Source organism: Leptonema illini DSM 21528 (genome assembly GCF_000243335.1).
GTDB classification, from domain to species: domain Bacteria; phylum Spirochaetota; class Leptospiria; order Leptospirales; family Leptonemataceae; genus Leptonema; species Leptonema illini.
In genome coordinates, this window is the sequence record NZ_JH597773.1 from 2,742,577 (window position 1) to 2,767,110 (window position 24,534).

A 24,534-nucleotide genomic window follows, 5' to 3' on the forward strand; every position below is an offset into this window, starting at 1 on the left:
TTTCTATTCGTTTACTTTCGCTACACCTCCTCTGCTTGTTCCTGACGGGAAAAAAACTCGGATCATCACAGTCGAATCACGTCGACAGCGACATGCAGGGAAGGACGTCCTCCGCCGAAGACGATTCCTCGCATCGGTGAGACGTCGGTAAAATCACGCCCGACAGCCGTTTCGATATATTCATCAGTCCGTGCCTTTCCATTCGTCGGATCAAAATCAAACCATCCCTGCCCCGGCGCATAGATCGAGCACCAGGCATGCGTTGCATCGGCGCCAAGAAGACGCTGCTGACCCGGTGCCGGACGCGTCTCGATATAACCGCTTACATAACGAGCGGGAATTCCCGCCGAGCGGCAACAGGCGATCATCAGATGGGCAAAATCCTGGCAGACACCGGCGCGAAGGCGCAGCGTCTCGGGAACCGATGTGTGAATGGAAGTCACGCCGGGTTTATACTGGAAATTCCGACGTATGTACCGGCTCATCTCAAGACAACCGGCAAGCACGCCTTCGCGAAAGAACGGACGGGCAAATCGCGCCAGTGCACGACGGACGGGAACAAGCGGCGACGGAAGCAGGAACTCGCACAACTCCGCGTCATCATAAAGCCCTTCATATTCGCCGGGGTAACTCTCGCGCCCAGCCGGCGAAACCGGCGCCGTACGAACAAGACTGCGCGAATGTATCGTCAACGATCTGTGCTCTTCCATGACGGAGAAATGATATCGTTCGTTGCCGTGGAAATCGCGCCTCATCGCAATGTCAGACGGGCGAGGAAGGATTTCCAGCTCGGATGAAAGGCAGAGCTGGCCGTTCCGGTGCGCAGGGCGGATAACGGCCACATTGTAACATCGAGCGACGGTTTCGGAATACTCATAACGCGTTCTGTGATCGATACGAAATTCAGCCATCGCGAAACTCCACTGACATGGGACGTTCGCCGGCAGGAAAGTAAATCGTCGCAATACGGTCGGCAAGTTGTTCGATCTGAAGCTGTAGCGTCTGCAATGCGGCAAGCATGGTCGCCCGATCCTCCGTCGATGTCATCGGCAAACTAAGACGTTCAGCCATCTGATCAAGAGCAGAACGGGCAAGCCCGGCGGCCGGAAGGCGCAGGACGCATTCATGAATCCGCTGCAACTGCCAGATCAGCGATCGCGGGCTCCTCTCCTCAAAAAGAAGAAGCCTCAACACGGAATCCAGATCGATGACATTACCGAACCTTCGGCGATAGGTTATACGCAGGTCGCCGGCATTCAAAACGACCGAAGGTAGAGCCTCCTCCTTTTCATAGGAAAGAAGCTGTGCACACATCGAGAGGATGTGCAGCGCTCGCTCAATCCTCGAACCGACGTCGATAAAGGTCCAGCCGTCCTCTCGCGTCATTCCCTCTCGCAGAAGCCCCGACAGAGAGCCCAGAAGGATAATGCGATCCTGCACGAGCGAGAAAAGCGCCTCGCTGCCGCGCTGCTCGGGGTTAACGCGAAGACGGGCAATGACGGTACGAGCGTCATCCGAAAGATAGGATCGCAACGACCTACAGGTATTCAGGAAGGCCCGGTGTATCCAGGCCGGCCCCTGCTTCCACTGTCCGTCGCCCGTATAAATCCTCTGCAGATACTCAGATGAGGGCGGATGCGCCGGCGCTTCCGTATAACGCAACAGCAGAGCGAATACCGAGACGGCCTCGTCTGAGCCGAGATCTCCATTCTCATACTTGAGAACGGTGCGCCCGACTTCGCGAAACAGCCGGCTGGCATTCTCTGATCGCTCTGCATAACGTCCCATCCAGAAGAAGTCATCGGCGATTCGGTTGGGAATACGATTCTCGCGCCTGATTCGAGCCTCGGGCACGCTCTCCCCGAGAAGAGTGATGGCCCGAACCGGCTCGTCCGAAAGAATCCACAGATCCTTGCTTGCAGCTCCGCTCTGATTGGTGACGGCTCGCGAACTCAGATCGCTCGAAACCCTTACAAGTCCTCCGGGCATCACGCGAAATCCCGATTCCCCTGCCGTCGTGAAAAGACGAAACAGCGATCGAGCGGGCATGATCCGTGAATCATGAAAAACCGGCGAAGTAGAGCCTGGAAGAATCCGCTGCGCCACATATCGCTGCGGGCAGGTACGGATCTCTTGCAGAGAGAATTCTATATCCTCCGGGAATACGGGAGGGATCGTTCGGTCAGAAGACTTCACGACGTACTCACCGGGATTGTCGAAAAAGCGAGATCTATGTGCGGCATTGCCCAGCCATAGCGTCTCGGCATTCGGCAGAATTAAATCCTCCTTGAAGAAGAACCGGCACATGCGATTGAGATAAGGAAAAATATATCGGTCTTCAAGAACGGCTGAACCAACCGGATTCGCACAGCGTACATGCCCCGCCCGGATCGCCTCAAGAAGCCCCGGTACGCCCAGCAGCGAATCTCCGCGCAATTCCGTAGCGTCCAGATATTGATCTTCAACGCGACGCAACAGAACGTCGACTCGTTCGAGACCGTTAACCGTCCTCATGAAAAGATGCTGGTCTCTAACGATTAAATCCTCTCCCTGGACAAGCGGAAAATTCAGATACCCTGAAAGATAGGCATGCTCGAAATAAGTCTCGTTCTGCGGACCGGGCGTAAGCAGCGCAACAGATGGAGTATCGAGCGAATCACTGCGCCGACCGGGATTCTGTAAACTCGCCTTCAACGATCGAAAGTAGCCCGCCAACCGATGGACGTTGCTTTCACGATAGAGGCCGGCGAGTACCCGACTGAGAACGATGCGGTTTTCAAGCGCATATCCCGAACCTGACGGAGCCTGAATGCGGTCAGCCAGTACCTCGAAATCTCCCGCCCTGTTGCGCGCAAGATCGCTTGCAAAAAAGAAAAGCGCCGGTTCATCAGGAAAAAGCATTCCGTCGGCAGGACGCAGAAACCCGGGAGCCGAGAGGACCGCGGCGGGAGGAATCACTCCTTCTTTCAGCAGCCTTCTCTGGCCGTAAAGATCGCGCACGATGCGCTCGAAAAGCTCGGCCCTCTGTAAGAGTCCGCGCTCAAGCTTCATCCATTCATCGTTGCGCATAACGACGGGAAACAGATCAAGCTGCCAGGGACGCTCACCGCCGCGATCGTAAATAGTATAGGTTACGTCGTTCTCGCGAAGCAGCTGCTCCGCCTGCTCTTTTCTATGTTGCAGCTCAGGCATGCCCATACTCGAAAACGCTTCGACGATCGGCACGCTGGCCTCTCGAACATGGCCGTCCGGTAAGACGACCTCATCATACATACCGCTCACCGGGCGATACTGAAGGCGATCCACGATCATACATCCCGCCGCAGATCAAGCGTCGTCGGATAACGCAAGTCGATACGCTCGCTATATCCGTGCAGCTGGACGGAATGCACGCCGGCGCTGAAGCGGCCGGAATCCAGACGACAACCCGAAACGACTCTGCGGTTCCACAGGTCGTAGATATCGAAGTGCAGCGCAGAGGCACGGTCGTAGCGAACGCCCGCAACGGCATGACCGCGCTCCTCTACCGAAATCAACGGAACGCGAAGGGAGTTACAGAGAAGAACGTACCGATTCTCCCTTAAGGCCTGCACTCTGACCTCAAGGCGTCCCGAATTCGCCGAATGCAGGCACGGCTCCAACGCTTCGCGAAAAGATAGAGTCATTTCTTCGAACACCATCTCGCCTAACATCGGATACCTTCGATCAATAAGTGACGAGAACATTCCGGCATTCAGGCTGATTCCGAGTCGACTTAGCGTTTCCAGAATATCTTTCAGGTCCTGAGATGCAAAAAAAGGTAAAAGCGATCGATCATAGAGATCATCAGAGGATTGAAACCCATCCGATTCTTCATTCAGAAGAAGAATCAATACGGCGAGCATCAACAATCGCTGTAGTTGTGCCTCAACAGGCGTAAGGGCCGCACAGAGATCCTGCTCGATATACCCCGCATCGCCTGCCCCGAAAAGCCGATCAAGACGGACCCAGCCGGCGTTCAAAGCCGGTAAAAATTCACCGTAAAGAGCTTCAAGCGAGGCGGCCTCCGCTCTCTTCGCCCTCGCCGTCAGAATGACTAACTCCTGAATCCACAGAGGATGCAGCTCTCCAGGAAGAAACGAGGCCGATGTCGGGCCTGGACGATCCGCTCTCAAAAGATAAGACAGCGCAGGACGACTCTGCCAGAACCCGATCCATAAGGCGAGCAGATCCCTCTTCTGTAGAAACGGACTTTCTTCGCGAGTCGCAGAACCGATACGCAGACGATGCGGCCCGGGCATCGGAGCCAGTCCTTCCCGCTCTAAGAGCGAAAAGAGAGCGGCGGTTTTTTTCGCCGCATCGGAAAGCCCGAGGAAAAATGGCGTAGCTATTTCAAGCCGACCCTCGCTCTCGATAATGCCGAACCCTTTCTCTTCAATTGAATCGGAAGTGGAACCGGAAGAGTGCACAAACATACGCCGCTCCTCCTGTCGGACTTCTCCTTCAGGCAAGAAGAAATCCCGGATCATCGTCGCTATTCGATTCACGTCTCCAGCAGCAAAAGAAAAAGTCGATGCCGTCTGGATACGAAAGCCGGATCGACGAAGGCGGCGTTCAAGGTCCTCGGTCACCTGGTCAAGAGTTCGATCGATCTCACGCCCGCCTTCTGCGGCGCTTCCTTGCAAACGTTTCAGCTCATAATATTCGCTGAAGTCTGCGCTATCCAGAAGTTCCTTCTCAAACGGCAACGCCTCTTCTGGATGCAGGCAGCTGGACAGAGCAACGTAAGAATCGCCCGTCCAGCGATTGAGGGCAGGATCAAGGCCTAACCAACCCGCCTCGGGATGAAAGATATCAATCCAGGCCCGAAGCTCAGCCTTCGAATTATCGGTATCGAAACAATAACCGGAAACGAAGCGACACGGAAGACCGCACTTACGCAGCATGGCCAGTACAAGCTGAGCAATCTCTGAAGCCGATGCCTTTCCATCAGCGGCGATCTCTGCAAGATTTCGTATGCCGGGCCGCAACGGCAAAAATAACCGCATGCGCTCGCGCAAAAGTTGCGCACATTCACGCGGGAATTCAGGGTCAACGCACGGAAGCGAGATATCGTCCATCCATTCGGCGATCAGATCGGGTAACGCCTCTCCTATGACGGCAGATCCGAGTAATGGATCGGTCTTTTTTATCGTCCGGAACGCCCGCCTGCTCGCATCAAAGTCCTTAAATGGATCGACGTCCTCCACCCCTGCCACATCAAGAAGCAGGTCTACGGTTAACTGAAGTTCGGGCATCTCCTGTGCAAAATCGACACGAAGAATCGGATTCCCCTCGGCATCCGTATGTCTGTGCAGTCTGGACGGGGCCGGCTTTATATCGATGGCCTGCGAAAGGATGTTACGACTTGTAGCAAGCGGCAGGAGCCTGAATGTGGCTCCCGGAACATCGTGAATCCGATCGAAACGAAAAAAGACACGGTGCGTGAAGGCGTAGCGAATTCCCATGTCACTGATTCCGAAAAAAACGCTCTTCGATCGACAGACCCAGTCGATTCAGGCGAATCTGGATTTCATCAAGGTACTCATGCATTCCCGTCTGCAGTATCTCCTCCATTCGAGCATGATCGAGATCAGAAAGAAACTGCCTGACCATCGCCGTCGGCGTCGATGCATCTTCACCAACCCACGGCAGAGTGTCGCGTATCTCCTGAACGCAATGTCGCACGGAACGCGGAAAGTTGCGGTCGAAGAGCAAGAATTGTACGACGAAGCCGGGAGATACTTTAGAGAAAGAACGGTTAAACATCTCATGCGCGCTGGCAGATCGGAGCACCCACATCCATTGCACAAGATCGAGCGAGCTCCCCACATCGGCCGGGCCCGGCAAAAGAATGAAGTATTTCATATCAAGGATACGCGTCGTCTTGTCGGCTCGCTCAATATAGCGACCGAGCATGGTAAAATGCCATACCTCGTCGTGAGAAAGCGTCGCATCGGCCGTTCCGTAAAAAAGCAGGCAGGATTTCCGCACCTCTCGAAGAATTTCGACGAAGGCATCCATCGCATGCTCCGAAGGCAACTCAATTTCTCGCAGAGAAAGATAGAATTCGTTCAACACCTCCCACATATCGGTGGAAATATCTTCGCGAATCGTGCGGGCGTTCTCGCGTGCCCGGGCGACGCAAGACACGACGGAATTCGGGTTCTCACGATCGAAGACGAGAAAGCGAAGAACGTCCGCACGCTCTTTAGACGGATAACGAGAGGCGAAGGCGGCGGCGTCACCCGTCGTCTCGACGAGCGGAAACCACTGCCGCAGAAGCGGATCTTCGACATCTAACCCTTCCTGAAAATTCACGTCGATAAAGCGGGCATAGTTCTCAGCCCGCTCTATATAGCGACTCATCCAGTAAACGTTCTCGGCTACGCGACTCAGCATGCCACGTCTCCGGAAATCACCCATGTGTCCTTCGTTCCGCCGCCCTGCGACGAATTCACGACAAGCGATCCCCGGCGTAACGCGACCCGGGTCAGTCCGCCCGGCATCACATAGATATCGTCGCCATAGAGAATATAGGGACGGAAGTCCACATGCCTTCCCTCAAGCCCGCCATCGACAAGCGTCGGAATGCGCGAAAGCGCGAGTACCGGCTGAGCGATATAATGCTTCGGATCGTTTTTCACTTTCTCTTTAAAATCTGCGATTTCATCAGCGCCGGCCTGCGGTCCGATGAGCATGCCGTATCCGCCCGCTCCGTCCGTCGTCTTCACGACAAGCTCAGAGATATGGTCGAGTACGTAAGCAAGGTCCTTATTCCTGTAGCACAGATAAGTCGGAACGTTCGCCAGTATCGGCTCTTCGTTAAGATAGTAGCGAATGATGTCGGGCACAAAGGCGTAGATAGCCTTATCGTCGGCCACACCGGCGCCAGGTGCGTTCGCCAGGGTTATGCGTCCCTTTTTCCAGAGCTCAAAGATGCCTTTTACGCCAAGTATGGAATCGGGACGGAACGCTTCGGGATCAAGGAAGCGGTCATCGATACGACGGTAGATCACGTCAATGGGCTTGAGTCCCTTCGTCGTCTTCATGAAAAGACGATCATCGCGCACAACTAAATCGGGGCCTTCGACGAGCGAAATGCCCATCTTACGGGCCAGAAACGAATGCTCGTAGTAGGCGGAGTTAAAAGGCCCGGGCGTCATGACGGCCATGCCGGCATCAGACATCGTCGAAAACGAGGCCAGCATGTTCCGCAGTCGCTGCGGATAATCGAGAATCGGGCGGATGCTCAGTCGATCACTCAGTTCGGGTAACGTCCGCTGCAATATCTCGCGGTTCTCAAGCACATAAGAGACGCCCGACGGACAGCGCAGGTTATCCTCAAGCACTCGAAAGACGCCCTCGCCGTCTCGCACGAGGTCGACGCCGGTGATATGTACCCAGACGCCTCTGGGCGGCACAACGCCCTCGCACTGCGGCAGATAACCGCTGCTCGAATAGACGGCCTCTTCGGGGACGACTCCGTCTTTCAGAATCTTTTTCTCATTATAGATGTCGGTAATGAAAAGGTTGAGCGCCATAATACGCTGCTTCAATCCCCGCTCGATACTGCTCCATTCGTCGGAACGAATGATTCGCGGAATGATGTCGAAGGGGATGATGCGCTCCTGATCGGCCGGGTCGCCATACACCTGAAAGGTAATGCCGCGGTTAAAGTAGCTTCGCTCGGCCGTGCTCTTGCGGCGACGCAGCTCCTCGGTGCTCAAGAAATCCATCTTTTCTTTAAAAAGACGGTAGGAGGGCCGTATCTGGCCCGACTCCAGAAACATCTCGTCATAGAAGGATTCGGTTTTGTATTCGGTTAGCATGGCGCACCTCTGCCTCGAATACAGAGCAAAAGTGGTGCCAGGCAAATCTGCACAATCTGTCAGCAGAAGGCAGTTATCCGCCGAAACCGGACACGCAGGCGAAGCACCTTGCCCTTTTTTCAGGCAGATGCCGGCCCATCGACGAAGAGCTGCTCGAAAAAGGACCCCATCTGGCGCTCTTCGTCCACAAAGTGCATCTCGAGAATCCAGAACCGATGTTTACCGTTACGCATCGATCGAAGCGGATGCGGGTTCTCAGCACAGATGTACTGCACATCGTCCGACCCGTGCCACTTCACATGCGGAAAGGCGTCAACGAGATGCCCGGCGATGCGATTCCCGAACTGCCAGCCCGACTGTCGGGCGAGTTCGCAGGCTAAGGCAAAAAGCTCTGCTCCGGTTATCAGCGGATTTGCTCGAAAGGCCTCGGCGCAGCGATGCCAGGCCTGCTCGGTGTCGCTCTTTAGCCGGTGCTTTCGCTCATCGCCGCCGAAGACGTAGGTGCGACCCACATCGGCCTCGAATTCGATTTCGCCCTCAGCGGTGCGCTCGGCAAAAACGGGGCCCAGATCTATCCATGCGATGTCATCCTCCTGGATAACTCGATCGGGAGGGTTATGATCGTAGGGCAGGACGGAGTTCGGCCCGCTGCGAACGATGCGCTTATGCCAGTAGCGCTGCACGCCCATCTCTGTTCGGGCCAGATCAAAGATGGCCTGCGTCGCCTGCTCTTCGGTCTGGCCCGGTTTAAGAATCTGCCTTTGCTCTATCAAATCGAACAGCCTGATCGCATTCTGTTCCGCTGCGATCAGGCCATGTAGAGTATCAGAAGACGGCACAGGATTTCAGGCCTGCTTCACATCGACCTTCTTCGAAGGCTTCGTAGCGTCGGCCTTCTTCGGAAGCTGAACGGTGAGTATACCGTTTTTGAACGTCGCCTCGACCTTCGAAAAATCCACGGAGTCGGGCAGAGCAATCACACGCTTGAAGGCGCCATAGGCGCTTTCCATAAGATGGACGTCCTCTTTATCGCTCTTCTTCTCGAACTTCTTCTCGCCCTCGATGGTCAGGCGATCGTCGGCAACGGAAACCTCCACGTCTTTTGCCTCAAGGCCCGGAAGCTCGGCCTTCACGATAATCTGTTTTTCATCCTCTGAGACGTTTACGGCAGGCATGAACTTACGCATAAAGGTCTCGGCCTCGCCAAGGCCGCTCTGCATGCGCCCCATCAGCGGAGAAAAGAGTCGGTCCATCTCACGCTGCATGTTGTTAAAGTACTGCTCCATATCGCGTCGCATCAACTCAGAGCGGTCCTTCGCCCATTCGGGAATCAAATCCTTCATACAAATACCTCCCTACAAGCTATACAAGAAATGGTTCTTAACGGATTGCTTTCCCGTTTCTACATCAGAACGCGGGACGGATCAATTTCTTTTTTGCGAGGCAATCAGAATTTTTTTCGGATGCAGAAACGCTCGGTTTTAAGGCACGCAAGCTCCGTCATGCTCGTACGCTCCTACGCTTGTAAAGCCATCGGCGCCGGGGCGTGACGAGCCCCAGCCATCCTCAGCATAAAGGGGACCGGGGTGTCCGCCCTGTGTGAGCAAACAGGGAGAAGAATCCGTAAATCGAAAGTCGTTGCCAGCCGGATTCAAGAATGCCGGAGCAAGTCGGTAGTTCAACGTATAGCCCGCCGCCGTTAACGCTGCGATAGAAGTCAGATCAGAGGCCGTATCATAATCAAAGAGCACTACCGTGCAATTCCAGAGATTGTTTCGTTCAAGTTTCAATGAGGAAGCGGGAAGATAGTCCGCCTCATAAACACAGAAGCTGTTCGTGCCGCTGGCCTCAATATGGTTCGAAAAAACCTCCAGCTGCGAATCGACCTGAACTCCGATCGAAGTCGTCGTGCTTGCATTGCCTGCGATGATCGTATTGTGATAGATCTTGAGCAGCGTGCCTGTGCCGACAAGATTCATACCAACAGACTTAAGAACAGGGCCGCCGTACACCATATTGTTAACGATGAGCTTATTCGTCGTCGTCCCCGAAAGGGCGATGCCCGTTCCGATTGCAGCCGGATCGGTACCGCCATAGATGTAATTGCCGTTCACCGTCATGGGAGTATCGCCCGCGAGCAAAGCCGTCGCCGTATCCGGTGAATCTCCGCCTCTGATGATATTCAGTTCCACGGACGTCGCACAGGTGCCGTTCAAACGCAGGCCGATGCTCTGTGTGAAACCGCCGCCCCCTCTAATATGATTCATTTGAATCGTCGGGCATCCGCTAACGTCAAAGGCGATGCTTGTCGCCGAACCGGCGCCGCCCTGAACACGAAGCCCCTCGACGATCGTAGCGCTGCTTACCGTATTATCGGCAAAAAGCGTTATACATGGATCGACGCATCCCGAACGCTCGATGATTGAGTCGTAGTCCTTCGTGCGGCGTGCGGAAAACCCCGATTCGTAACTACCGAACAGGGAAACCTTTTCTTTCATCTGAATCGGCGACGATGCCGTGTAGGTACCCTCATGAATCAGGATGGCACAGGCGCCGGCACATCCGCTTAGGGCGTCGATAGCCGTCTGCAGATCGGGGATCGGCGTAGAGGCCGTCAGGCCGTCGTTCAGCGCCGAGGCGCCCTGACGTACGTAGCGCAGCGTCCCCGAATTAAAAACGCTCCATATGCGATACTGTGAGCCAACGGCAAGTGCATCGGGAGTTGCGCATCCGCTTACTTCGAAGTAGCGCTCCATGCCTGTCACCCAGGCGCCGGTGAACGTCACCGTATCGTTCGGATACACGGTTGTGCTCCAGGTCGCCGTTGCCGTACCGATCGATCCCGTCGTCGAACAGCTGCCTGTGTCCATAGTGCGATTGAATCTGATACGGATGGCATCGGTCGTTGCAAGAGCTCCGGATGGAGGAGTGAACGACAGGATAGCGGGTGCAGGAAAAGCCGTCGGCGGATCCGTCGGTGGCGTTGTTGGCGGAGCCGTCGTTTCTCCATCCTCCGTAAGACCAGCTTCAGAGAAAAGTCCGAATATCGAGCCATCTGGTGCGGAGGGCAATGATGGCAAACATGCCGCCAGAAAAAAAAGGGGCAGGCAAGCCGTCATAAAGAACAGAGAAAGACGTTGCTTCACATGGCACATTACATGAAAAATCGACATAAGTTCATTTGATCGCATGAACGGTTGACTCCAATGTCAGCCTGGCGCATCTTTTCAAAAAAGAAAGCACAAAGTGATGCCCGGAGAAACCTCTGCGTCGCAGGATTCGCTCAAAGCCAGCGGCGAAGCCGGAAGACCAGATAGGTCAACACCGAAGAGCCGATCATCAGAAACAGAGCAAACGGATAACCAAAGATCCACTCCAGCTCGGGCATAAAACGAAAGTTCATGCCATAGGCGCTTGCGATCAACGTCGGAGGCATAAAGATGATGGCAAGAACCGAGAAGATCTTGATGATGCGGTTCTGATCGAGATTGATCAGACCGAGCAGCGAATCCTGTAGATACTCCAGGCGATTGAAGTTAAACTCCGCATGCTGCCGCAGCGATTCGATATCTTTTAGAAGAATCTGCAGACGGGCATTACAATCGGGCGGGAACCACTCCGAGCGCAGCATGGAGAGCACGACGCGCTCTTTATCGATCACGCTTTCGGTGATGCGCATCGTCATCTCCTGAAGGCGGACGATATTGAGCAGCGACTCATCTTGCAGATTGCGATCGGCCGTTATCGTTCGCGCCGCCTTCGACGTTCGCTTCACGATGCTTTCGAGCAGGTCGGCGTCGAAATCCACGCGAAGCTCGAACAGGGCCACCGCGATATGGAATCCCGTATGATACGGACGCGGATTCAACCGGATGCGATGCTGCACCTCTGAAAAGGACCGCAGCTCGGTGAAGCGAGTCGTGATCAGGATGTTGTTTCGTATGATGAAGTTCACGCCGAAGGCGTGGTACTCTTCGTCGGACTGATAGAGGAAGTGCGAGTTCATAATGACCTGCTCTTCCATGTCGACGAAGCGCGAGCTCGACTCGATCTCTTCGGTCTGGCTCTGCGGCTGAAAAACCGCACCGCAATACGACGTAAGAAGCGAACGGTCGCCTTCGTCCGGATGAATGATATCGACCCAGAGCACCTTCTCGGGCTCGACAAACTGCAGAATAGAAAGCCTGTCGTCAAAGACGACGCCGGACTCCGACCTGTAGACGACGGTATGGGCCATTCTGCCGTTCTGCCGGCAGAATGCGCCCTGCCAATCCTTTCACGGCTTACGAAAAAGATAATGGCTGACGAACCATTCGCGACCGCGGTCGGTTCCGAAGAACTCGGCGACGGCGATAAAGAACAGACGCCAGCGCACGATCCACGTCAGGGCCTGATCGGCGCCGTAGGTTTCGGCAAAAAGCTCGGTGATGCGCTCTCGATGACGATCCATGTTTTCGAGCCAGTGTTCCGATGTTTGCTGATAGTGCGTGCCGTCCACATGCCACTGGCTCTCGATACGCAGATCTTTCTGAAAGAAAAGAAGCAGATCCTGCGAAGGCATGATTCCGCCGGCGAAGAAATACTTCGACATCCAGTCCGTTTCGTCGCGCACCTCGAACGGATAACAGAACTCACGATGGACGAAGATATGCACGAAGAGAAGGCCGCCCGGCTTCAGGAATCCGGCCACCTTTTTCAAGAGAAGATCGTAGTTGCGCATGTGCTCGAACATCTCGACAGAGACGACGCGATCGAACTTCTCGCGAATCGTGAAGTCGTTCATGTCGGCGGTGATCACCTTCACGTTCTTCAGTTTCAGCTGCCTGCAGCGCCCCTCGATATAACGTCGCTGAGTACGGGAGTTAGACACGGCCGTAATCTGAACGGAGGGCATCTTCTGCGCCAGATAGAGCGTAAACGATCCCCATCCGCAGCCGAGATCCAGCACCTTCATCTTTTCGCCGATACGGGCCCGCTCGATTGTCAGATCAAGCATACGCCGCTCGGCCTGTTCAAGAGAATCGCCTTTTTCGTAATAGCAGCAGCTGTACTTGCGATGCGGACCGAGCACAAGCTCGAAGAACTCCGTCGGCACCTCATAGTGCTGTTCGTTTGCCTCGCCTGTTTTGATGGCGATCGGGCTGACTCGCAGCTCTTCTACCATCTTCATCAGCCGGGCCCGCTGGCGCTGCGGATTCGGTTCGCGTTCTTCGCGAATCCGCTGTTTGTTCAAAAGATGCACGCCCCGGCGAAGCATCCAATCCGGAATCATATCTTTATTCAGTATGCCTTCAAAGTTCATACAGAGAGGACCTCATTAAGAATTACTTCACGAAGATTAAACTCACTAAAAATCATATCACTTTAATCCAACGCCTTCTGAAATCGTTAAGCGACTTATGCATTTAACGGTTTCTTCTTAAACCATGGAACAAAGACCGACGTCGTGCGCTGGTACTCTGCGTATGCCTCGCCCTTTGAACGCAGCGCCTGTTCTTCGGTGGCCGGAATGCCCGTTACCCGAAAGATAAAATACGACAGGATCAGGGCCGGCGCGAAGGCAAGCCATCCGAACGGAGCCGTCGCCGCAAAAAGGCCGACGCCAAGCCAGACGACGATCTCAAAGAAATAGTTCGGATGCCTTGAATAATACCAGAGGCCTTTATCGCATACCTTTCCGTGATTGGCCGGATCTTTCTTGAAGAGATGCAACTGCAAATCGGCCGTCGTCTCGCCCACCCATCCGACCAGGAAGAGGACAATGCCCATCCATTCTACGATGTGAATCTCATCCCACCACTCTACAGGCTGCGGATGCACACCTACGAGGAAATACGGGATGGAAAGCAGGACGACGGTAAGCGCCTGAAACTGATAGAAGGCGAAGAACTTCGCTCCGATATTCGTCCTCCACTTCTCGCGAAGGGCCGTATAACGCCCCTCCTCCGGAGCGCGAAAGATGCGCGTGAAGAAAAGATAGCTGCCAAGACGCCCGGCCCAGAGAAGCGACATCAACGTGATCAGCGCCGAACGCAGATCGGTATTGCCCAGATAATAGGTCGAGAGGGCGACAAGAGGAAAGCCGGCCGTCCAGCCCACGTCGACGATGGCCGCATTCTTCAGCGGAAAATGCAGAAGCCAGAGAGCAGACATGAGCAGAAAAACAAGCAATCCGGCGACGAGGATCAGATGGACAAGCACAGAGGTATCGAGCATATACTGAATATACGGGTCGGCCAGAAAAATGTCGAATCTTTTTTATTAAGATTGGACGGTTCTGGATGAGTGGAAGGAGCGGCGAAGGAGAGGAAAAATCGGGGGTTGAGCGGAAACAGGCTATGGACTGAAAGCTACGGAAGGCGGGCGAGTCGCTGCCCATCTGCAAGACGATACACAAGCGGTTCATAGGGCTCATGCTCCGCCTCGATGCGTATGCGGGCTCCGTTCGCCGCACGGTCAAGTCAAAAGGTTGCGGCACCCCGTAGAGGCATTTGAGAGAGCCGTGAGTTTCAGTAATCTGCCAGAGGCACTGGAGCATGAGGCCTTCGACTAACGAGATCGGGCTCAGGGCTTTGTTGTACTGAAAATGCTTGTACCCTGCAATGAGTCGTATAAACTGAACGCATGGCCCGGAAAAAAGCTGAAACACAGACCGAAGCAAAAGAGAAAACACGTTATCGTGTAAAGAACTGGCGGGAATATAACCAGGCCCTCGTGAACCGGGGAAGCCTGACCGTATGGATCTCAGATGATATCAGCACGACCTGGGCAGCGGAATACCGTCATAGAGGACGCGGCCATCAGCCTGTTTATTCGGACCAGGCAATTGAGTTCATGCTGACTCTCCGGGGCCTGTTCAAATTCCCTCTTCGCCAGACCACCGGTTTTGTAAGGTCGCTATTCACGATGCTAAAGCTGGATCTGCAAGTGCCCGATTATTCACAGGTTTGCAGAAGACAGGCGGGGATCAAGATGAAGCCGATCAATGCCTCAAAGGCTATGAAAAAAGGCGTGGATCTGGTTATGGATTCGACGGGGCTGAAAGTCTATGGCGACGGTGAATGGATGACCAGAAAGCATGGTCCCTCAAAACGTCGTACGTGGCGAAAACTGCATATCGGAATCGACGTTAATTCCGGCGAGATAGTTTATGCCGAGTTAACAAGCAATAATGAGGATAGCGGCGACAGCAAAGAAGCGGTAAAGGCGATGCGAGATTTGATTTCGTCAGGCGTGAAAATAAAGTCGTTCAGGGGCGACGGAGCCTATGATACTCATGCTGTTTACAATACCGCCCGCATCAACGGAATCAATGTGATCGTTCCACCCCGCGAACATGCAGTGACGCTCGATGAAAAGTATTCAAATGCGGAAAGGTTCAAGATATCCTGGCAGAGGGATGATACTATCAGGGCTGTGAGAGAGAAGACCCGAGCAGCATGGAAGAAGGAAAGCGACTATCATAAGCGATCACTCGTAGAAATGACTTTCTTTCGTTACAAAACAGTATTCGGAGAAAGGATGGCCGCTCGTAATTTCCCAAACCAGCAAGCCGAAGTTCTCTTGAGAAGCCGGTTGTTGAACAAGCTCAATCAGCTCGGCAAGCCCGTTTCTGTTCCGATAAAAACCTGAAGACTCAATGTTAAAACGACTGAGCATGGAAGTTCGCACTCTACTGACCGTTTCAATACAACAAAGCCGGGCCCCGGCGGCGCACGTTATGTCACATTGCGCCCGCCCCTGACACATTAATTTTCCCACTCAGCCCGATGCTCGCAGAACATCTATGAGCGAGGATTCCAACGGGTCAATACTCCCCTTCAAATCCTTTGCCTCACATATCAACCGATCAACCGGCCCAAGGAATAAGACACCGACATCATAACGGCGACGATGGCAAAAATCCAGATAGTGTATGAAATCCCAACAAGAAAAACTGCCTGCAGCTTTTTCACAAGCCCGGGCGAGAAAAGCATCTTCCCGAACAAAAATATGTTGATAAAGATGCTGCCGGCGAAGACATAATAATCCACCACATGACAGGAAAATTTCAACCCGAAATAAGTACACACACCAGAGAACAAGATATATGCGAGAAAAACGAAGACATAAACTCTTGATCGAGTATAGACCCCCTCATTCACTATCGTCACCATTCACTCCATGACAGCCTACTATCGCTGTCGGCGTCAAACATTGATCGATTATCTTCCGAAACTGGCACTTCAATTTTCCCACTCAGCCCGATGCTCGCACATCAGCCCCCCGTTAAAGCCGGTCCCGGTAATGAGGCACTCCCGCCGGCTAACGAATCGGGCTCCATTTTTCCAGAGGAACGATCATTCTCTTGCTCGTAACAGATCAAACAAGCATGTATTCGCTCTCCAATCAATCACAACCATAGCAATAGAGCTGGCCGCTGTTCCATTCATAAACGAAATACTCATACCGATCATGTGTGAACAATCCACCTTTCGGTATCAACCACCTCGCCGAAGATCCGTCTACCATAAGTCCTTCAATCCCTCCATCACCTGATTTATCACGGCGGGTTCGTACAAGCTCTTCTTCCCGGCCGGCGACTCTGATCGTGACGAAATCATCCGCTTCACCCTGCCCGTTGACTCTTGCCCTGACCTCAGCCATCAATCTTGAGCGGCAGAGGTATCTGTAGTGCACATCGTATGTTGGAGGAAAAGTGTCCTCTTGTGGATCGGCACCTGCCGGTATATATGGAGTTGCTACGGACTCAATACGCGCCTCACTTCCGGGGCAAGAAAAACCCAGCTCTGGTAATTCATATATACGTCGCATGGGACTGCTACAGGCCATAACAGAAGAACTCATGATCAGCAGGCCGATCCCTAAAGATTTCATATTCGCCCCCTTACGGAACAAGAACAGGCAATAGTGGTTTACGATCAACTTGAGAAGTAAAACCAGAAGTACAACAGAAGAATCAGAAAATAGTAGATACCCACACCGGCCAGCCCGAGCAGCATCGCTGAAAAAAGAAGCCTGGCTACATCTCTCATCTTCGCGCATCGGACCGCGTCGGATCACTGACGCCGGGCGGACACGAGTCAAAGAAGCCCACATGCGTCGTCGCCTGGTCGGGGCGGGCGACGTCTTCGAGATAGCTGTGCAGCGAGAACTGCACGGCCGAGAAGGCGATCTCATCCCACGGAATTTCGTCATGCAGAAAGAGCCGCGTCTCAAGCGTTTCGGTACCCGGATGAAAATCCAGATCGAGCAAACGGGCGAGAAAGAGCAGATAGACCTGATTGATATGCGGAATGCTGTAGACGGTCTGCAGTCGCAAAATCTCGACGCGCGCATTGGCCTCTTCGTGCGTTTCGCGCATGGCGCCTTCTTCGACGCGCTCGCCCAGCTCCATGAAGCCGGCGGGGATGGTCCACTTGCCGTAGCGCGGCTCGATGGCCCTCTTGCATAAAAGGATCTTTTCGTTCCAGACGGGCAGACAACCGACGATCATGCGCGGATTCTGGTAGTGGATCTCTCCGCAAGAGGGGCAGACATACCGCTCCATGGTGTCGCCGTCGGGCACCCGGACTTCAAGCGGTCCTCCACAGATGCTACAGTATTTCATGCGTATCTCTATATCGGGCAGTGCCCGAGCTTCGTGCAAGTAGAAAAAGGCTTTACTTCACCGAAGCGACGCCTCCTTTCTATAGGAGCTCGCCGGTCCGGCATCGGCCTTACGGAAAGCTGTGATCAGGTATTGATGTGTGGGATTATCTTGTTAGAATTCTGAAGGCCGAGGATGTGCCGCGAAGACCGTCGACGCCCGACGTTCCGCACGCTGCCGATGCGCCGCATGGCGTGCGCAGCAGCACGGAGGGCGAGCCGCAGGCCGCCGCGGAGTTCGAGGCCCTGCCGCATGCGACGGTTGAGGCGGCCTATTGCCCGCTCTGTCATGTGCGTATGCGCCACGAACGCTGGCATAACGCCGAGGCCTATCTATGTCCGGAGTGTAAAGGCGCCTTTTTAAGCGAGGCGGCGCTGAAAGAGCTGCTTGGCGCCATCGTCGATTTGCAGGGAGACGAAAAAGAACCGCTCATCTACACGCCCCACGGACTGCGCAAAGGCCCGGCCGAGCCGCATCGCTCCGACCAGGCGTGAACGTCGCCGATGGATGCTTACAGATACGGGCTCGCTGATGCGCTCTCGCAAAAACGCACTCTCTGATAGGCGATGCCCGGGTCCTGCTCGATCAGAATCCTGAATCGTCGATGGACGGAATGAGCTCGGGCGGACGCGGACGTTCCTGATGATCATGGTCCGAGCCGCCGCCTGAATGGATCTCACAGATCTCACGTGGCTCCGTGCCCGAGATGAAATACTCTTCGATCGTGTCAGAGCAGCTTGAGGCCGGCTTCTGTCCCGAGGCCTCGCATACCTTAGCACGAACGATGCCTGCGGGTAATTCATATGAGCGAGCGACCTTGCGGTTATACGTACGCTCCATATACTGACGCCAGGGCGGAGCGGACATAGATCCGCCGCTTGCGCCCGATCCCATGCTTTTATTGAAGTCGTAGGCGAACTGCACGACGGTGACGTTGTCGGGAATAAACCCGGCGAACCAGGCGCCCGAATAACGGTTCGTCGTGCCTGTTTTCCCGGCGACGGGCAGACCGGGGATGCGCGCTCCCGTTCCCGTCCCTTCGTTAACCGCATCTTGCAGAATCGACGTCATGATAAAGGCCGTCTCGGCTGACATGAGCTTCTGGCGTTTCGGGCCCTCACTCTGATAGAGCACCTCGCCGGTCTTCGATTCGATGCGCTCGATAAAATAAGGCTCGGCCTTGTAGCCTCCCGTCGGGAACATCGTATAAAGAGAGGCCATCTGTATCGGCGAGATATCCTGTGAACCAAGAGCGATCGACGCCTCACGCGGAAGCGATCCCTCGGGAGCGCCGAGCAGCTTTTCCATATACGGATTGATGGCCGAAGGACCGAGATGCACGTAGGCGTTGATGGCCCAGATGTTGCGCGAAAGCGTAAGCGCCTTACGCAGACGGATTGGACCGAGATAGCCGCTTCCGTAGTTCTCCGGTTCATACTCCGATAGATCTTCGGTCAGGAATTCGACAGGGGCATCTTCGAGAACGGTGGCCGCCGTCAGCGTCTTTGCTGCATCGGGATGCTCTCGCGTGTACTCAAGGCCGGCGGCATAGAGGATGGGTTTGAAGGAGCTGCCCGGCTGACGGGCCGACAGGAATCGCAAAAGCTGGTTGCCGGGCGTGAAGCCCGAGCCGCCGACAAGCGCTTCGATGGCGCCCGTTTGCGGATGAAGGCTTATTAGCGAGCCTTCGATATAGTCGATCTTCTCCTCGGGGTTATTCGTCTGTCGCGTAAGCGCACGCTCAAAGGCGCCGACGACGTTTGATTCGCCGGCCAGATAGCCGAGCAACACAAGGTCTTCGCTTGCCTCTTTCAGATACTTCATCTGCAAGTCGCGCTGCGCCCTTGTCATCTTCACTTTGAACGGAGCGATTCCAAAGAACTGTGAGAGAAGAGGCATCGCCTCGCCCAGTCGATCGTCGAAGACCTCGAACTTCGTGAAAGGCGATCTCGGAGCGACACGCGAGCGATTCACCTGCTTCAGCCAGTCATACATCGTCTTCTCGGCTACGGCCTGCTTGTCGACGCGCAGCGTCGTATAGATGCGGTATCCGGCGCGGTTCAGGTCCCGCTTGAATCGCTCGGGAAGCGCATGCACACGTAGATATTCGGTGGCGTAGGGAAAATCGTTACGCCTTCTTGAAAAGGAGCCTTCGTCTGGATAACGATTGAGAACGAGGAAATAGTTCTGGATGATGTCGTTGTATTCTTTCTCTGCCTGCTCGGGCGTGAGCACGCCCGTCTCTACAAGACGCCGGAATGTCACGCGGATCTTCTCCATCGACCTGCGCGGATATTTCAGCGGACTGAAATCGCGCGGACGCGTCGTCAGCGACGAAAGCACCGTCGCCTCGCCCCAGCTCAGATCGCGCACGGATTTATCGAAAAAAAACTGAGCGGCGGCCTCGACGCCGAGCGTTCCATGCCCGAGCGGAACCTCGTTAAAGTAGATCTCGAGCAGTTTATGCTTCGGATACTTGAGTTCCATCAACGTGGCCAGAGAAGCCTCGCGAGCCTTTCGCGCAAACGAGCGCTCCCGATCGAGGAAACGCAGACGGGCAGCCTGCTGTGTGATGGTGGAGGCGCCTTCTTTGATGCGCCCGGCTGCGAGGTTAACGAATACGGCTCGAATGATGCCTACAAAATCGACGCCGAAATGAGAGAAGAAGCGCGTATCCTCTGAGGCGATAAAGGCCGCTGCCACGGGCAGCTTTTCAAGATCGTCTTTTTCAAGATTGACGAGACGACGATTGAAGTTATAAAACTCTGCAAATTGAACCGGATTCCCCTGCGCATCGACGCCATAGACGATCGTCGGCTCTTCGTATCCTTCGTCGAGCCAGACCAGAACGGGATCGGCAAGCGTGAAGGTGATGAGCACGATCATCAGGGCGATCAAGGCGCCGACAAAGCCAAGAGCGCGAAACATCTCGTTGCCCGATGATCGATCGCCCGTTCCGAGCAGGCGCTCGATGCGACGATAGAGAACGGGAAAGAAAAGGCGGGAAAGCAATCCCACGCCTTCTGGCGGATTGAAAACACTTTCGCGATAGGCCTTCATGCGCTGTCTCTTCCGGTCAGGGCCGACGGGAAACTACCACGTCTGTAATAGTGCAGATAGCAGTAAACAAGAAAGATCCATCCCGGAAACTGCGAGAGCACCGATGAAATGGCCGCTCCCTTCGCTCCGTACAGCGGAATCAGAATCGAATTGATGACGATGCCGCCCAGCATACGAAGGCCCGCTTCGATGCCGATGATACGCGGCTGATCGAGGGCGAAGAGGGCGGTGCCGAGCGGAGCGAATAACAGACGCAGCATAAAGCCAGGATAAATAATAAAAAATAGCGCAACGGAGCCCGTGTATTCGTCGCCGAACCAGACGGGAATGAACCATGCAAAGAGCCAGAATCCAGGAAGAAGAAGGACGAGCGCCGGAGCAATGAAGGCGTACATCTTCTTGAAAAACGAGAAGTATTCGTCCTTCGTCGTAAACGTGGTGAACTTCGGAAGAAGAATGGACTGCATCGTCGCCAGAAGGATCAGGAATCCCTGCATCGGCATGCGGGCGGCGTTATACAGAGCGGCATCGGTCTGCTCCTGTAAGAGCAGCACCTCCATCCAGTCCGAGAGAATCGAGAAGAACGAGGCGAGCACAATCCAGCGATTGAAGTGCATCAATCGATCGATCCACGCCCGCACACGCTCCTTGCGTACGGGAGCGAATAAGAGCGAGGCGTCAAAGCTGCGAAAATAAAACGGCCAGGCAAGAAACGCTCCGGCCATGAAGGCATAGAGGACGTCGTCGATACGAAGCGTTCCGTCGTTCAGAAAATACAGGGCGAACAGAAGAACGATGCGAAGCGTGCCCGTCGTCGGAATCCAGAAGGTTAACGATCGGTAACGGCGAAACGAGACGAGAAGCGAATCGAAATACGAAAAGAAAGAAAGGCCAAGCGCCGAAAGCACGACATACGAACCCTGCACGATGTGGTCGGGCGCTCTGACGTCGGGAAAAAGCCCGCTGCGAAACGGTAGAAAGCCTTCGATCAGCCAGTATAAGAGTGCGACGCAGACGATAAGCCAGGCATATAGCTTCAACTTGAGCGAGGCCCTGATGATCTCAGCCGCCTCCTGCCTGTCGTTTGCAGCGGCCGCCGGCGCCAGATATCTTATAATGGAATACTGCAACCCTGCTTCCAGAATCGCCTGAAAGACGATGATGCGAGCGAAATACTGACCGTAAAGCCCATGCTCCTCGACGGTTAACATCCGGCCGACAAGGAAGGAGAAGATCAGCGAAGAAAGAGAATGATAGGAACGCGAGAAGAACAGTCCTCCGGCGCGGAGCACCTTGCGCGGAACAAGCCTTTCAATCGCCGCAATCATGCAAAGAACGGACGGCTGCTGCGCAGATCTCCGTTCTCCTGCTCGACGATTTCGACGGAGTTCATCGTCCAGACGACCGTCGATACGAGATGTCTCCAGCGCTGCACGTCCATATCCAGCATACGATTCTTCGGATTCCGTATCTTGATGCGGCGAACGCCGTCCAGCCAGACCGATGAATGGATGCCCGAAATCAGGAGTATGGCATCCTGCTCCACCCATTCATCCCGAGAGAGTGTGCGGCCGAGGATGCCGTATTTCTCGGCCTCCAGCTCGGTCTTTTCGTTATGCGGCTGCACTCTGCCGAGGAACTGGAAGCCCGACGCCTTCGCCATAAACGAAATGATAAGACCTTCGGGAGCGCCGAACGTTCCCCACATCATCGTATAACGCCCTTCTTTGCGACGGATGATCTCGGCGGCGGCAGAGATGCTGCCCGATTCGATCAGGGCCACTCCTGCTCCCATTTCGCGAATCTGTTCGATCAGCTCCTGATGACGCGGACGATCCTGAACGACGACGGTGATCTCAGATACGTGCGATTCAAGGGCATCGGCGACGATCGGCAGCAGTTCAGACGGCTTCATATCAAGCGAGATGCCCGATATGTCTTCCACTTCTTTAGGAAGAAGGATCTGCTCCATATAAGTGCCCGGAACGGGAACAATCGTCCCTTTGCGCGCCACCATAAGAACGCTCATCGAATCGGGAAGCCCGCGGGCGAAATTCGTCGTGCATTCCAGAGGATCGACGACGGCACAGAAGGGTTCGGTCGTTTCAACGGGCATGCCGAGCTTCTCGCCGGCATAGAGCATCGGAGCTTCGTCCTTCTCACCCTCGCCGATCAGGATCTCCGTTCGGTAGGGTAGATTATTCAGAGCGTCGCGCATAACCTCGACGGCATGGTAGTCGGCAAGATGGCGGTCGTTCTTCCCCGAATACTGTATAACCTCGCGAGCGACGAGATCGGTAACGCCCAGAAAGCGGTGGGCGATTTCATGCATGCCTTTCATAGAAGACGACCTTGATAGCGAATTTGACGACGAATTCATCAGCGATCTCCCTGCTCACGCAGCCAGTAGGTCAGCTCGTAGCCGGTGGGCAGCCCGAGATAGGAATACTGACGACGCTCGAAATAACGAAGAGGCAGACCAGCGTTCCCTCTATCATCAGACTCACGAATCAGAGTCATATCAAACGTCGCTCTCACATCTGAGCGAGGAATCATCGTATCGCCGTAAAGTTGAATGGCCGCGCCCCGGCTCTCTCCGCCGCGAAAGATGCGAAACGGATTTGCCGGAACGCCGGACTGGGCGTAATCAAGATGAACGTCAAGTTCGCTATCGTACCGATAGTCGATGGCAAAATCGACGGATTCACTCACGGGATCGCCGGTGGATTCGTTCTGCGAATGGTTCCGAGAAGCGGGGGACTCTGCCGATAGAAAGGTCACCGTATCGGTGCACTGCACGCGCTCCTTCTCGAAATCGGCCGTGCATCGCCGCCGCACTTCCGCCGTTGCCACAAGCGAATCAAAGGCGTTAAAAATAAGACGGCGGCCCTGAAAGTCGCCGACCAGCTCTCGCTCGACGACGAAAAAAGGCCCCTCAGCAATCCTGTTCGGATGAAAGAGGTTGCAAGAAACAGCCTGAGTGAATAGTGTCAATCCGATCAGGATGCGGAACGTAATGGAAGATCGAAGCACGTCCTCGTTAAATTCTGCTTCCTCATCCCGTAAAGAAAAATACCTCGTGTCCGTGCGGAGGAGAATATGAATCAAGAATCCGGTCTCGGCGTGGAATACCTCGAAGAAGAGAATCCCGAACGACTCTTTGCCCTGCCCTATGATACGATCCGTGAGGGATTGAAGCTCGTCATGGAGCAGACGATGCGCCTGCGCATCACCGGCGAAGAGAATATTCCCGAAACCGGCGGAGCGATCATCGTCTGCAATCATACGGATTATCTTGATGTGCCCATCCAGGCCGTTTCATCTCCTCGCAAGCTCCATTTTCTCGGGAAGGCCGAACTCTTTGAACCCGAGAAAGAATTGAAAGAATTTCTTGACAGCCTTCCTTTTGCCGAAGGCCCGCTTTCGGCGATCTTCAGGCCTCTAATCGAAGGCATCGCCAGTCTGTATGGCATCGTGCATCGCGAGGCTCTGAAACAGCTCGGCGGCATTCCCGTCGATCGAGATCATCGCGGGCCGACGGCACGAGAGACCCTGAAGTACTTTCAAGAGCTCGAAGAGTTTCTCATCGGCCTTCTCAAGCAGGGCGAGGTCCTTTCTATTTTCCCCGAAGGCACGCGTAGCCGCACCGGCATCATGGGTCCGTTCAAGCCTATGACGGCGGGTCTTGCCGTTAAGGCCGGCGTTCCGATCATCCCCTGCGGCATCAACGGCGCCTTTCGTCTCTCCACACCGGGCGCCCTTCTTTCCGGAGAGCTCTTTCGCCGTGAGATCTTTTTCAACGTCGGATCAGCCATCCACCCCGAGCAGTATCCTCAAGAAGACCCGAAACGGGCCGCGCGCATGATCACCGAAGATCTCGAGAAACAGGTCTTCGCCCTGAGCCAGCATGCGGAGCGACGTAAAGAAGGACGCCTGAAAACGGAGCCATCTTGACGCCGTGGCGCCCCGGCCTTT

The 24,534-nt window shown here is 54.7% G+C and carries 20 protein-coding genes; 3 read left to right on the forward strand and 17 right to left on the reverse strand.

Going from position 1 to position 24,534, the window contains the following annotated elements; all coding sequences use genetic code 11:
- Nucleotides 1-65: 65 nt before the first annotated feature.
- From LEPIL_RS12545 to LEPIL_RS12595, 11 genes are all read right to left on the reverse strand, one after another.
- Nucleotides 66-911 (reverse strand): transglutaminase family protein, encoded by an 846-nt coding sequence (locus LEPIL_RS12545; protein WP_002772902.1) that lies wholly within the window; start codon nt 909-911, stop codon nt 66-68.
- Nucleotides 904-3,312, reverse strand: coding sequence for a circularly permuted type 2 ATP-grasp protein (locus LEPIL_RS12550; RefSeq protein WP_002772903.1), 2,409 nt, complete (start codon nt 3,310-3,312; stop codon nt 904-906). The genes LEPIL_RS12545 and LEPIL_RS12550 overlap by 8 nt, the downstream gene beginning before the upstream one ends.
- On the reverse strand, nt 3,309-5,486 hold the full coding sequence (locus LEPIL_RS12555; protein WP_002772904.1) for a transglutaminase family protein: 2,178 nt from the start codon (nt 5,484-5,486) through the stop codon (nt 3,309-3,311). Before LEPIL_RS12555 ends, LEPIL_RS12550 begins: the two co-directional genes overlap by 4 nt.
- 1 nt (nt 5,487) lies before the next feature.
- Nucleotides 5,488-6,420: an alpha-E domain-containing protein gene (locus tag LEPIL_RS12560; protein WP_002772905.1), complete on the reverse strand. Its 933-nt coding sequence runs from the start codon at nt 6,418-6,420 to the stop codon at nt 5,488-5,490.
- Nucleotides 6,414-7,850 carry a circularly permuted type 2 ATP-grasp protein gene (locus LEPIL_RS12565; protein ID WP_002772906.1) on the reverse strand — a complete coding sequence of 479 codons (1,437 nt, stop codon included), beginning with the start codon at nt 7,848-7,850 and terminating at the stop codon, nt 6,414-6,416. The genes LEPIL_RS12560 and LEPIL_RS12565 overlap by 7 nt, the downstream gene beginning before the upstream one ends.
- A 119-nt stretch (nt 7,851-7,969) precedes the next feature.
- Nucleotides 7,970-8,689: a M24 family metallopeptidase gene (locus LEPIL_RS12570; RefSeq protein ID WP_002772908.1), complete on the reverse strand. Its 720-nt coding sequence runs from the start codon at nt 8,687-8,689 to the stop codon at nt 7,970-7,972.
- A gap of 6 nt (nt 8,690-8,695) precedes the next feature.
- On the reverse strand, nt 8,696-9,193 hold the full coding sequence (locus LEPIL_RS12575) for an Hsp20/alpha crystallin family protein (RefSeq protein ID WP_002772909.1): 498 nt from the start codon (nt 9,191-9,193) through the stop codon (nt 8,696-8,698).
- A gap of 138 nt (nt 9,194-9,331) precedes the next feature.
- Nucleotides 9,332-10,930 (reverse strand): Ig-like domain-containing protein, encoded by a 1,599-nt coding sequence (locus LEPIL_RS12580; RefSeq protein WP_211208645.1) that lies wholly within the window; start codon nt 10,928-10,930, stop codon nt 9,332-9,334.
- A gap of 203 nt (nt 10,931-11,133) precedes the next feature.
- Nucleotides 11,134-12,087, reverse strand: coding sequence for a magnesium/cobalt transporter CorA (gene corA, locus LEPIL_RS12585; RefSeq protein WP_002772913.1), 954 nt, complete (start codon nt 12,085-12,087; stop codon nt 11,134-11,136).
- Nucleotides 12,088-12,126: 39 nt separating this feature from the next.
- Nucleotides 12,127-13,152 (reverse strand): SAM-dependent methyltransferase, encoded by a 1,026-nt coding sequence (locus LEPIL_RS12590; protein WP_002772915.1) that lies wholly within the window; start codon nt 13,150-13,152, stop codon nt 12,127-12,129.
- 95 nt (nt 13,153-13,247) lie between these two features.
- The gene (locus tag LEPIL_RS12595) at nt 13,248-14,066 is read right to left on the reverse strand and encodes a DUF1295 domain-containing protein (RefSeq protein ID WP_002772916.1); all 819 of its coding nucleotides are present in this window, start codon (nt 14,064-14,066) and stop codon (nt 13,248-13,250) included.
- Between the two features lie 408 nt (nt 14,067-14,474).
- On the opposite strand from LEPIL_RS12595, the gene LEPIL_RS12600 reads away from it, so the two are divergent.
- On the forward strand, nt 14,475-15,482 hold the full coding sequence (locus tag LEPIL_RS12600; protein WP_002769088.1) for an IS5-like element ISLil2 family transposase: 1,008 nt from the start codon (nt 14,475-14,477) through the stop codon (nt 15,480-15,482).
- Between the two features lie 756 nt (nt 15,483-16,238).
- Here LEPIL_RS12600 and LEPIL_RS23490 read toward each other — a convergent pair.
- Nucleotides 16,239-16,895, reverse strand: coding sequence for a hypothetical protein (locus LEPIL_RS23490; protein WP_143464751.1), 657 nt, complete (start codon nt 16,893-16,895; stop codon nt 16,239-16,241).
- The gene (locus tag LEPIL_RS12615; RefSeq protein ID WP_002772919.1) at nt 16,882-17,460 is read right to left on the reverse strand and encodes an NUDIX hydrolase; all 579 of its coding nucleotides are present in this window, start codon (nt 17,458-17,460) and stop codon (nt 16,882-16,884) included. The genes LEPIL_RS23490 and LEPIL_RS12615 overlap by 14 nt, the downstream gene beginning before the upstream one ends.
- 137 nt (nt 17,461-17,597) lie before the next feature.
- On the opposite strand from LEPIL_RS12615, the gene LEPIL_RS12620 reads away from it, so the two are divergent.
- Nucleotides 17,598-17,993: a zf-TFIIB domain-containing protein gene (locus tag LEPIL_RS12620; RefSeq protein ID WP_002772920.1), complete on the forward strand. Its 396-nt coding sequence runs from the start codon at nt 17,598-17,600 to the stop codon at nt 17,991-17,993.
- A 91-nt stretch (nt 17,994-18,084) separates the two neighbouring features.
- On the opposite strand, the gene LEPIL_RS12625 is transcribed toward LEPIL_RS12620, so the two are convergent.
- The 4 genes from LEPIL_RS12625 to LEPIL_RS12640 are packed head-to-tail and all read right to left on the reverse strand — an operon-like array spanning nt 18,085 to nt 23,592.
- Complete coding sequence (locus LEPIL_RS12625; protein ID WP_002772921.1) at nt 18,085-20,559, reverse strand: transglycosylase domain-containing protein; 2,475 nt, start codon at nt 20,557-20,559, stop codon at nt 18,085-18,087.
- Complete coding sequence (locus LEPIL_RS12630) at nt 20,556-21,887, reverse strand: oligosaccharide flippase family protein (RefSeq protein ID WP_002772922.1); 1,332 nt, start codon at nt 21,885-21,887, stop codon at nt 20,556-20,558. Before LEPIL_RS12630 ends, LEPIL_RS12625 begins: the two co-directional genes overlap by 4 nt.
- Nucleotides 21,884-22,939 (reverse strand): fructose-bisphosphatase class II, encoded by a 1,056-nt coding sequence (locus tag LEPIL_RS12635; RefSeq protein WP_078123466.1) that lies wholly within the window; start codon nt 22,937-22,939, stop codon nt 21,884-21,886. The genes LEPIL_RS12630 and LEPIL_RS12635 overlap by 4 nt, the downstream gene beginning before the upstream one ends.
- Nucleotides 22,939-23,592, reverse strand: a complete 654-nt coding sequence (locus LEPIL_RS12640) for a hypothetical protein (protein ID WP_002772924.1) — start codon at nt 23,590-23,592, stop codon at nt 22,939-22,941. Before LEPIL_RS12640 ends, LEPIL_RS12635 begins: the two co-directional genes overlap by 1 nt.
- Nucleotides 23,593-23,658: 66 nt before the next feature.
- Here LEPIL_RS12640 and LEPIL_RS12645 point away from each other — a divergent pair, with 66 nt between their 5' ends.
- Complete coding sequence (locus tag LEPIL_RS12645; RefSeq protein ID WP_002772925.1) at nt 23,659-24,513, forward strand: lysophospholipid acyltransferase family protein; 855 nt, start codon at nt 23,659-23,661, stop codon at nt 24,511-24,513.
- Nucleotides 24,514-24,534 lie beyond the last annotated feature (21 nt).

Coding starts and splice junctions, on each gene's coding strand:
- LEPIL_RS12590 (WP_002772915.1), bottom strand. CDS start 13,152: ATGAACTTTGAAGGCATACTGAATAAAGATATGATTCCGGATTGGATG.
- corA (WP_002772913.1), bottom strand. CDS start 12,087: ATGGCCCATACCGTCGTCTACAGGTCGGAGTCCGGCGTCGTCTTTGAC.
- LEPIL_RS12560 (WP_002772905.1), bottom strand. CDS start 6,420: ATGCTGAGTCGCGTAGCCGAGAACGTTTACTGGATGAGTCGCTATATA.
- LEPIL_RS12545 (WP_002772902.1), bottom strand. CDS start 911: ATGGCTGAATTTCGTATCGATCACAGAACGCGTTATGAGTATTCCGAA.
- LEPIL_RS12555 (WP_002772904.1), bottom strand. CDS start 5,486: ATGGGAATTCGCTACGCCTTCACGCACCGTGTCTTTTTTCGTTTCGAT.
- LEPIL_RS12645 (WP_002772925.1), top strand. CDS start 23,659: ATGAATCAAGAATCCGGTCTCGGCGTGGAATACCTCGAAGAAGAGAAT.
- LEPIL_RS12595 (WP_002772916.1), bottom strand. CDS start 14,066: ATGCTCGATACCTCTGTGCTTGTCCATCTGATCCTCGTCGCCGGATTG.
- LEPIL_RS12625 (WP_002772921.1), bottom strand. CDS start 20,559: ATGAAGGCCTATCGCGAAAGTGTTTTCAATCCGCCAGAAGGCGTGGGA.
- LEPIL_RS12565 (WP_002772906.1), bottom strand. CDS start 7,850: ATGCTAACCGAATACAAAACCGAATCCTTCTATGACGAGATGTTTCTG.
- LEPIL_RS12630 (WP_002772922.1), bottom strand. CDS start 21,887: ATGATTGCGGCGATTGAAAGGCTTGTTCCGCGCAAGGTGCTCCGCGCC.
- LEPIL_RS12600 (WP_002769088.1), top strand. CDS start 14,475: ATGGCCCGGAAAAAAGCTGAAACACAGACCGAAGCAAAAGAGAAAACA.
- LEPIL_RS12550 (WP_002772903.1), bottom strand. CDS start 3,312: ATGATCGTGGATCGCCTTCAGTATCGCCCGGTGAGCGGTATGTATGAT.
- LEPIL_RS12575 (WP_002772909.1), bottom strand. CDS start 9,193: ATGAAGGATTTGATTCCCGAATGGGCGAAGGACCGCTCTGAGTTGATG.
- LEPIL_RS23490 (WP_143464751.1), bottom strand. CDS start 16,895: ATGCGCGAAGATGAGAGATGTAGCCAGGCTTCTTTTTTCAGCGATGCT.
- LEPIL_RS12615 (WP_002772919.1), bottom strand. CDS start 17,460: ATGAAATACTGTAGCATCTGTGGAGGACCGCTTGAAGTCCGGGTGCCC.
- LEPIL_RS12635 (WP_078123466.1), bottom strand. CDS start 22,939: ATGAATTCGTCGTCAAATTCGCTATCAAGGTCGTCTTCTATGAAAGGC.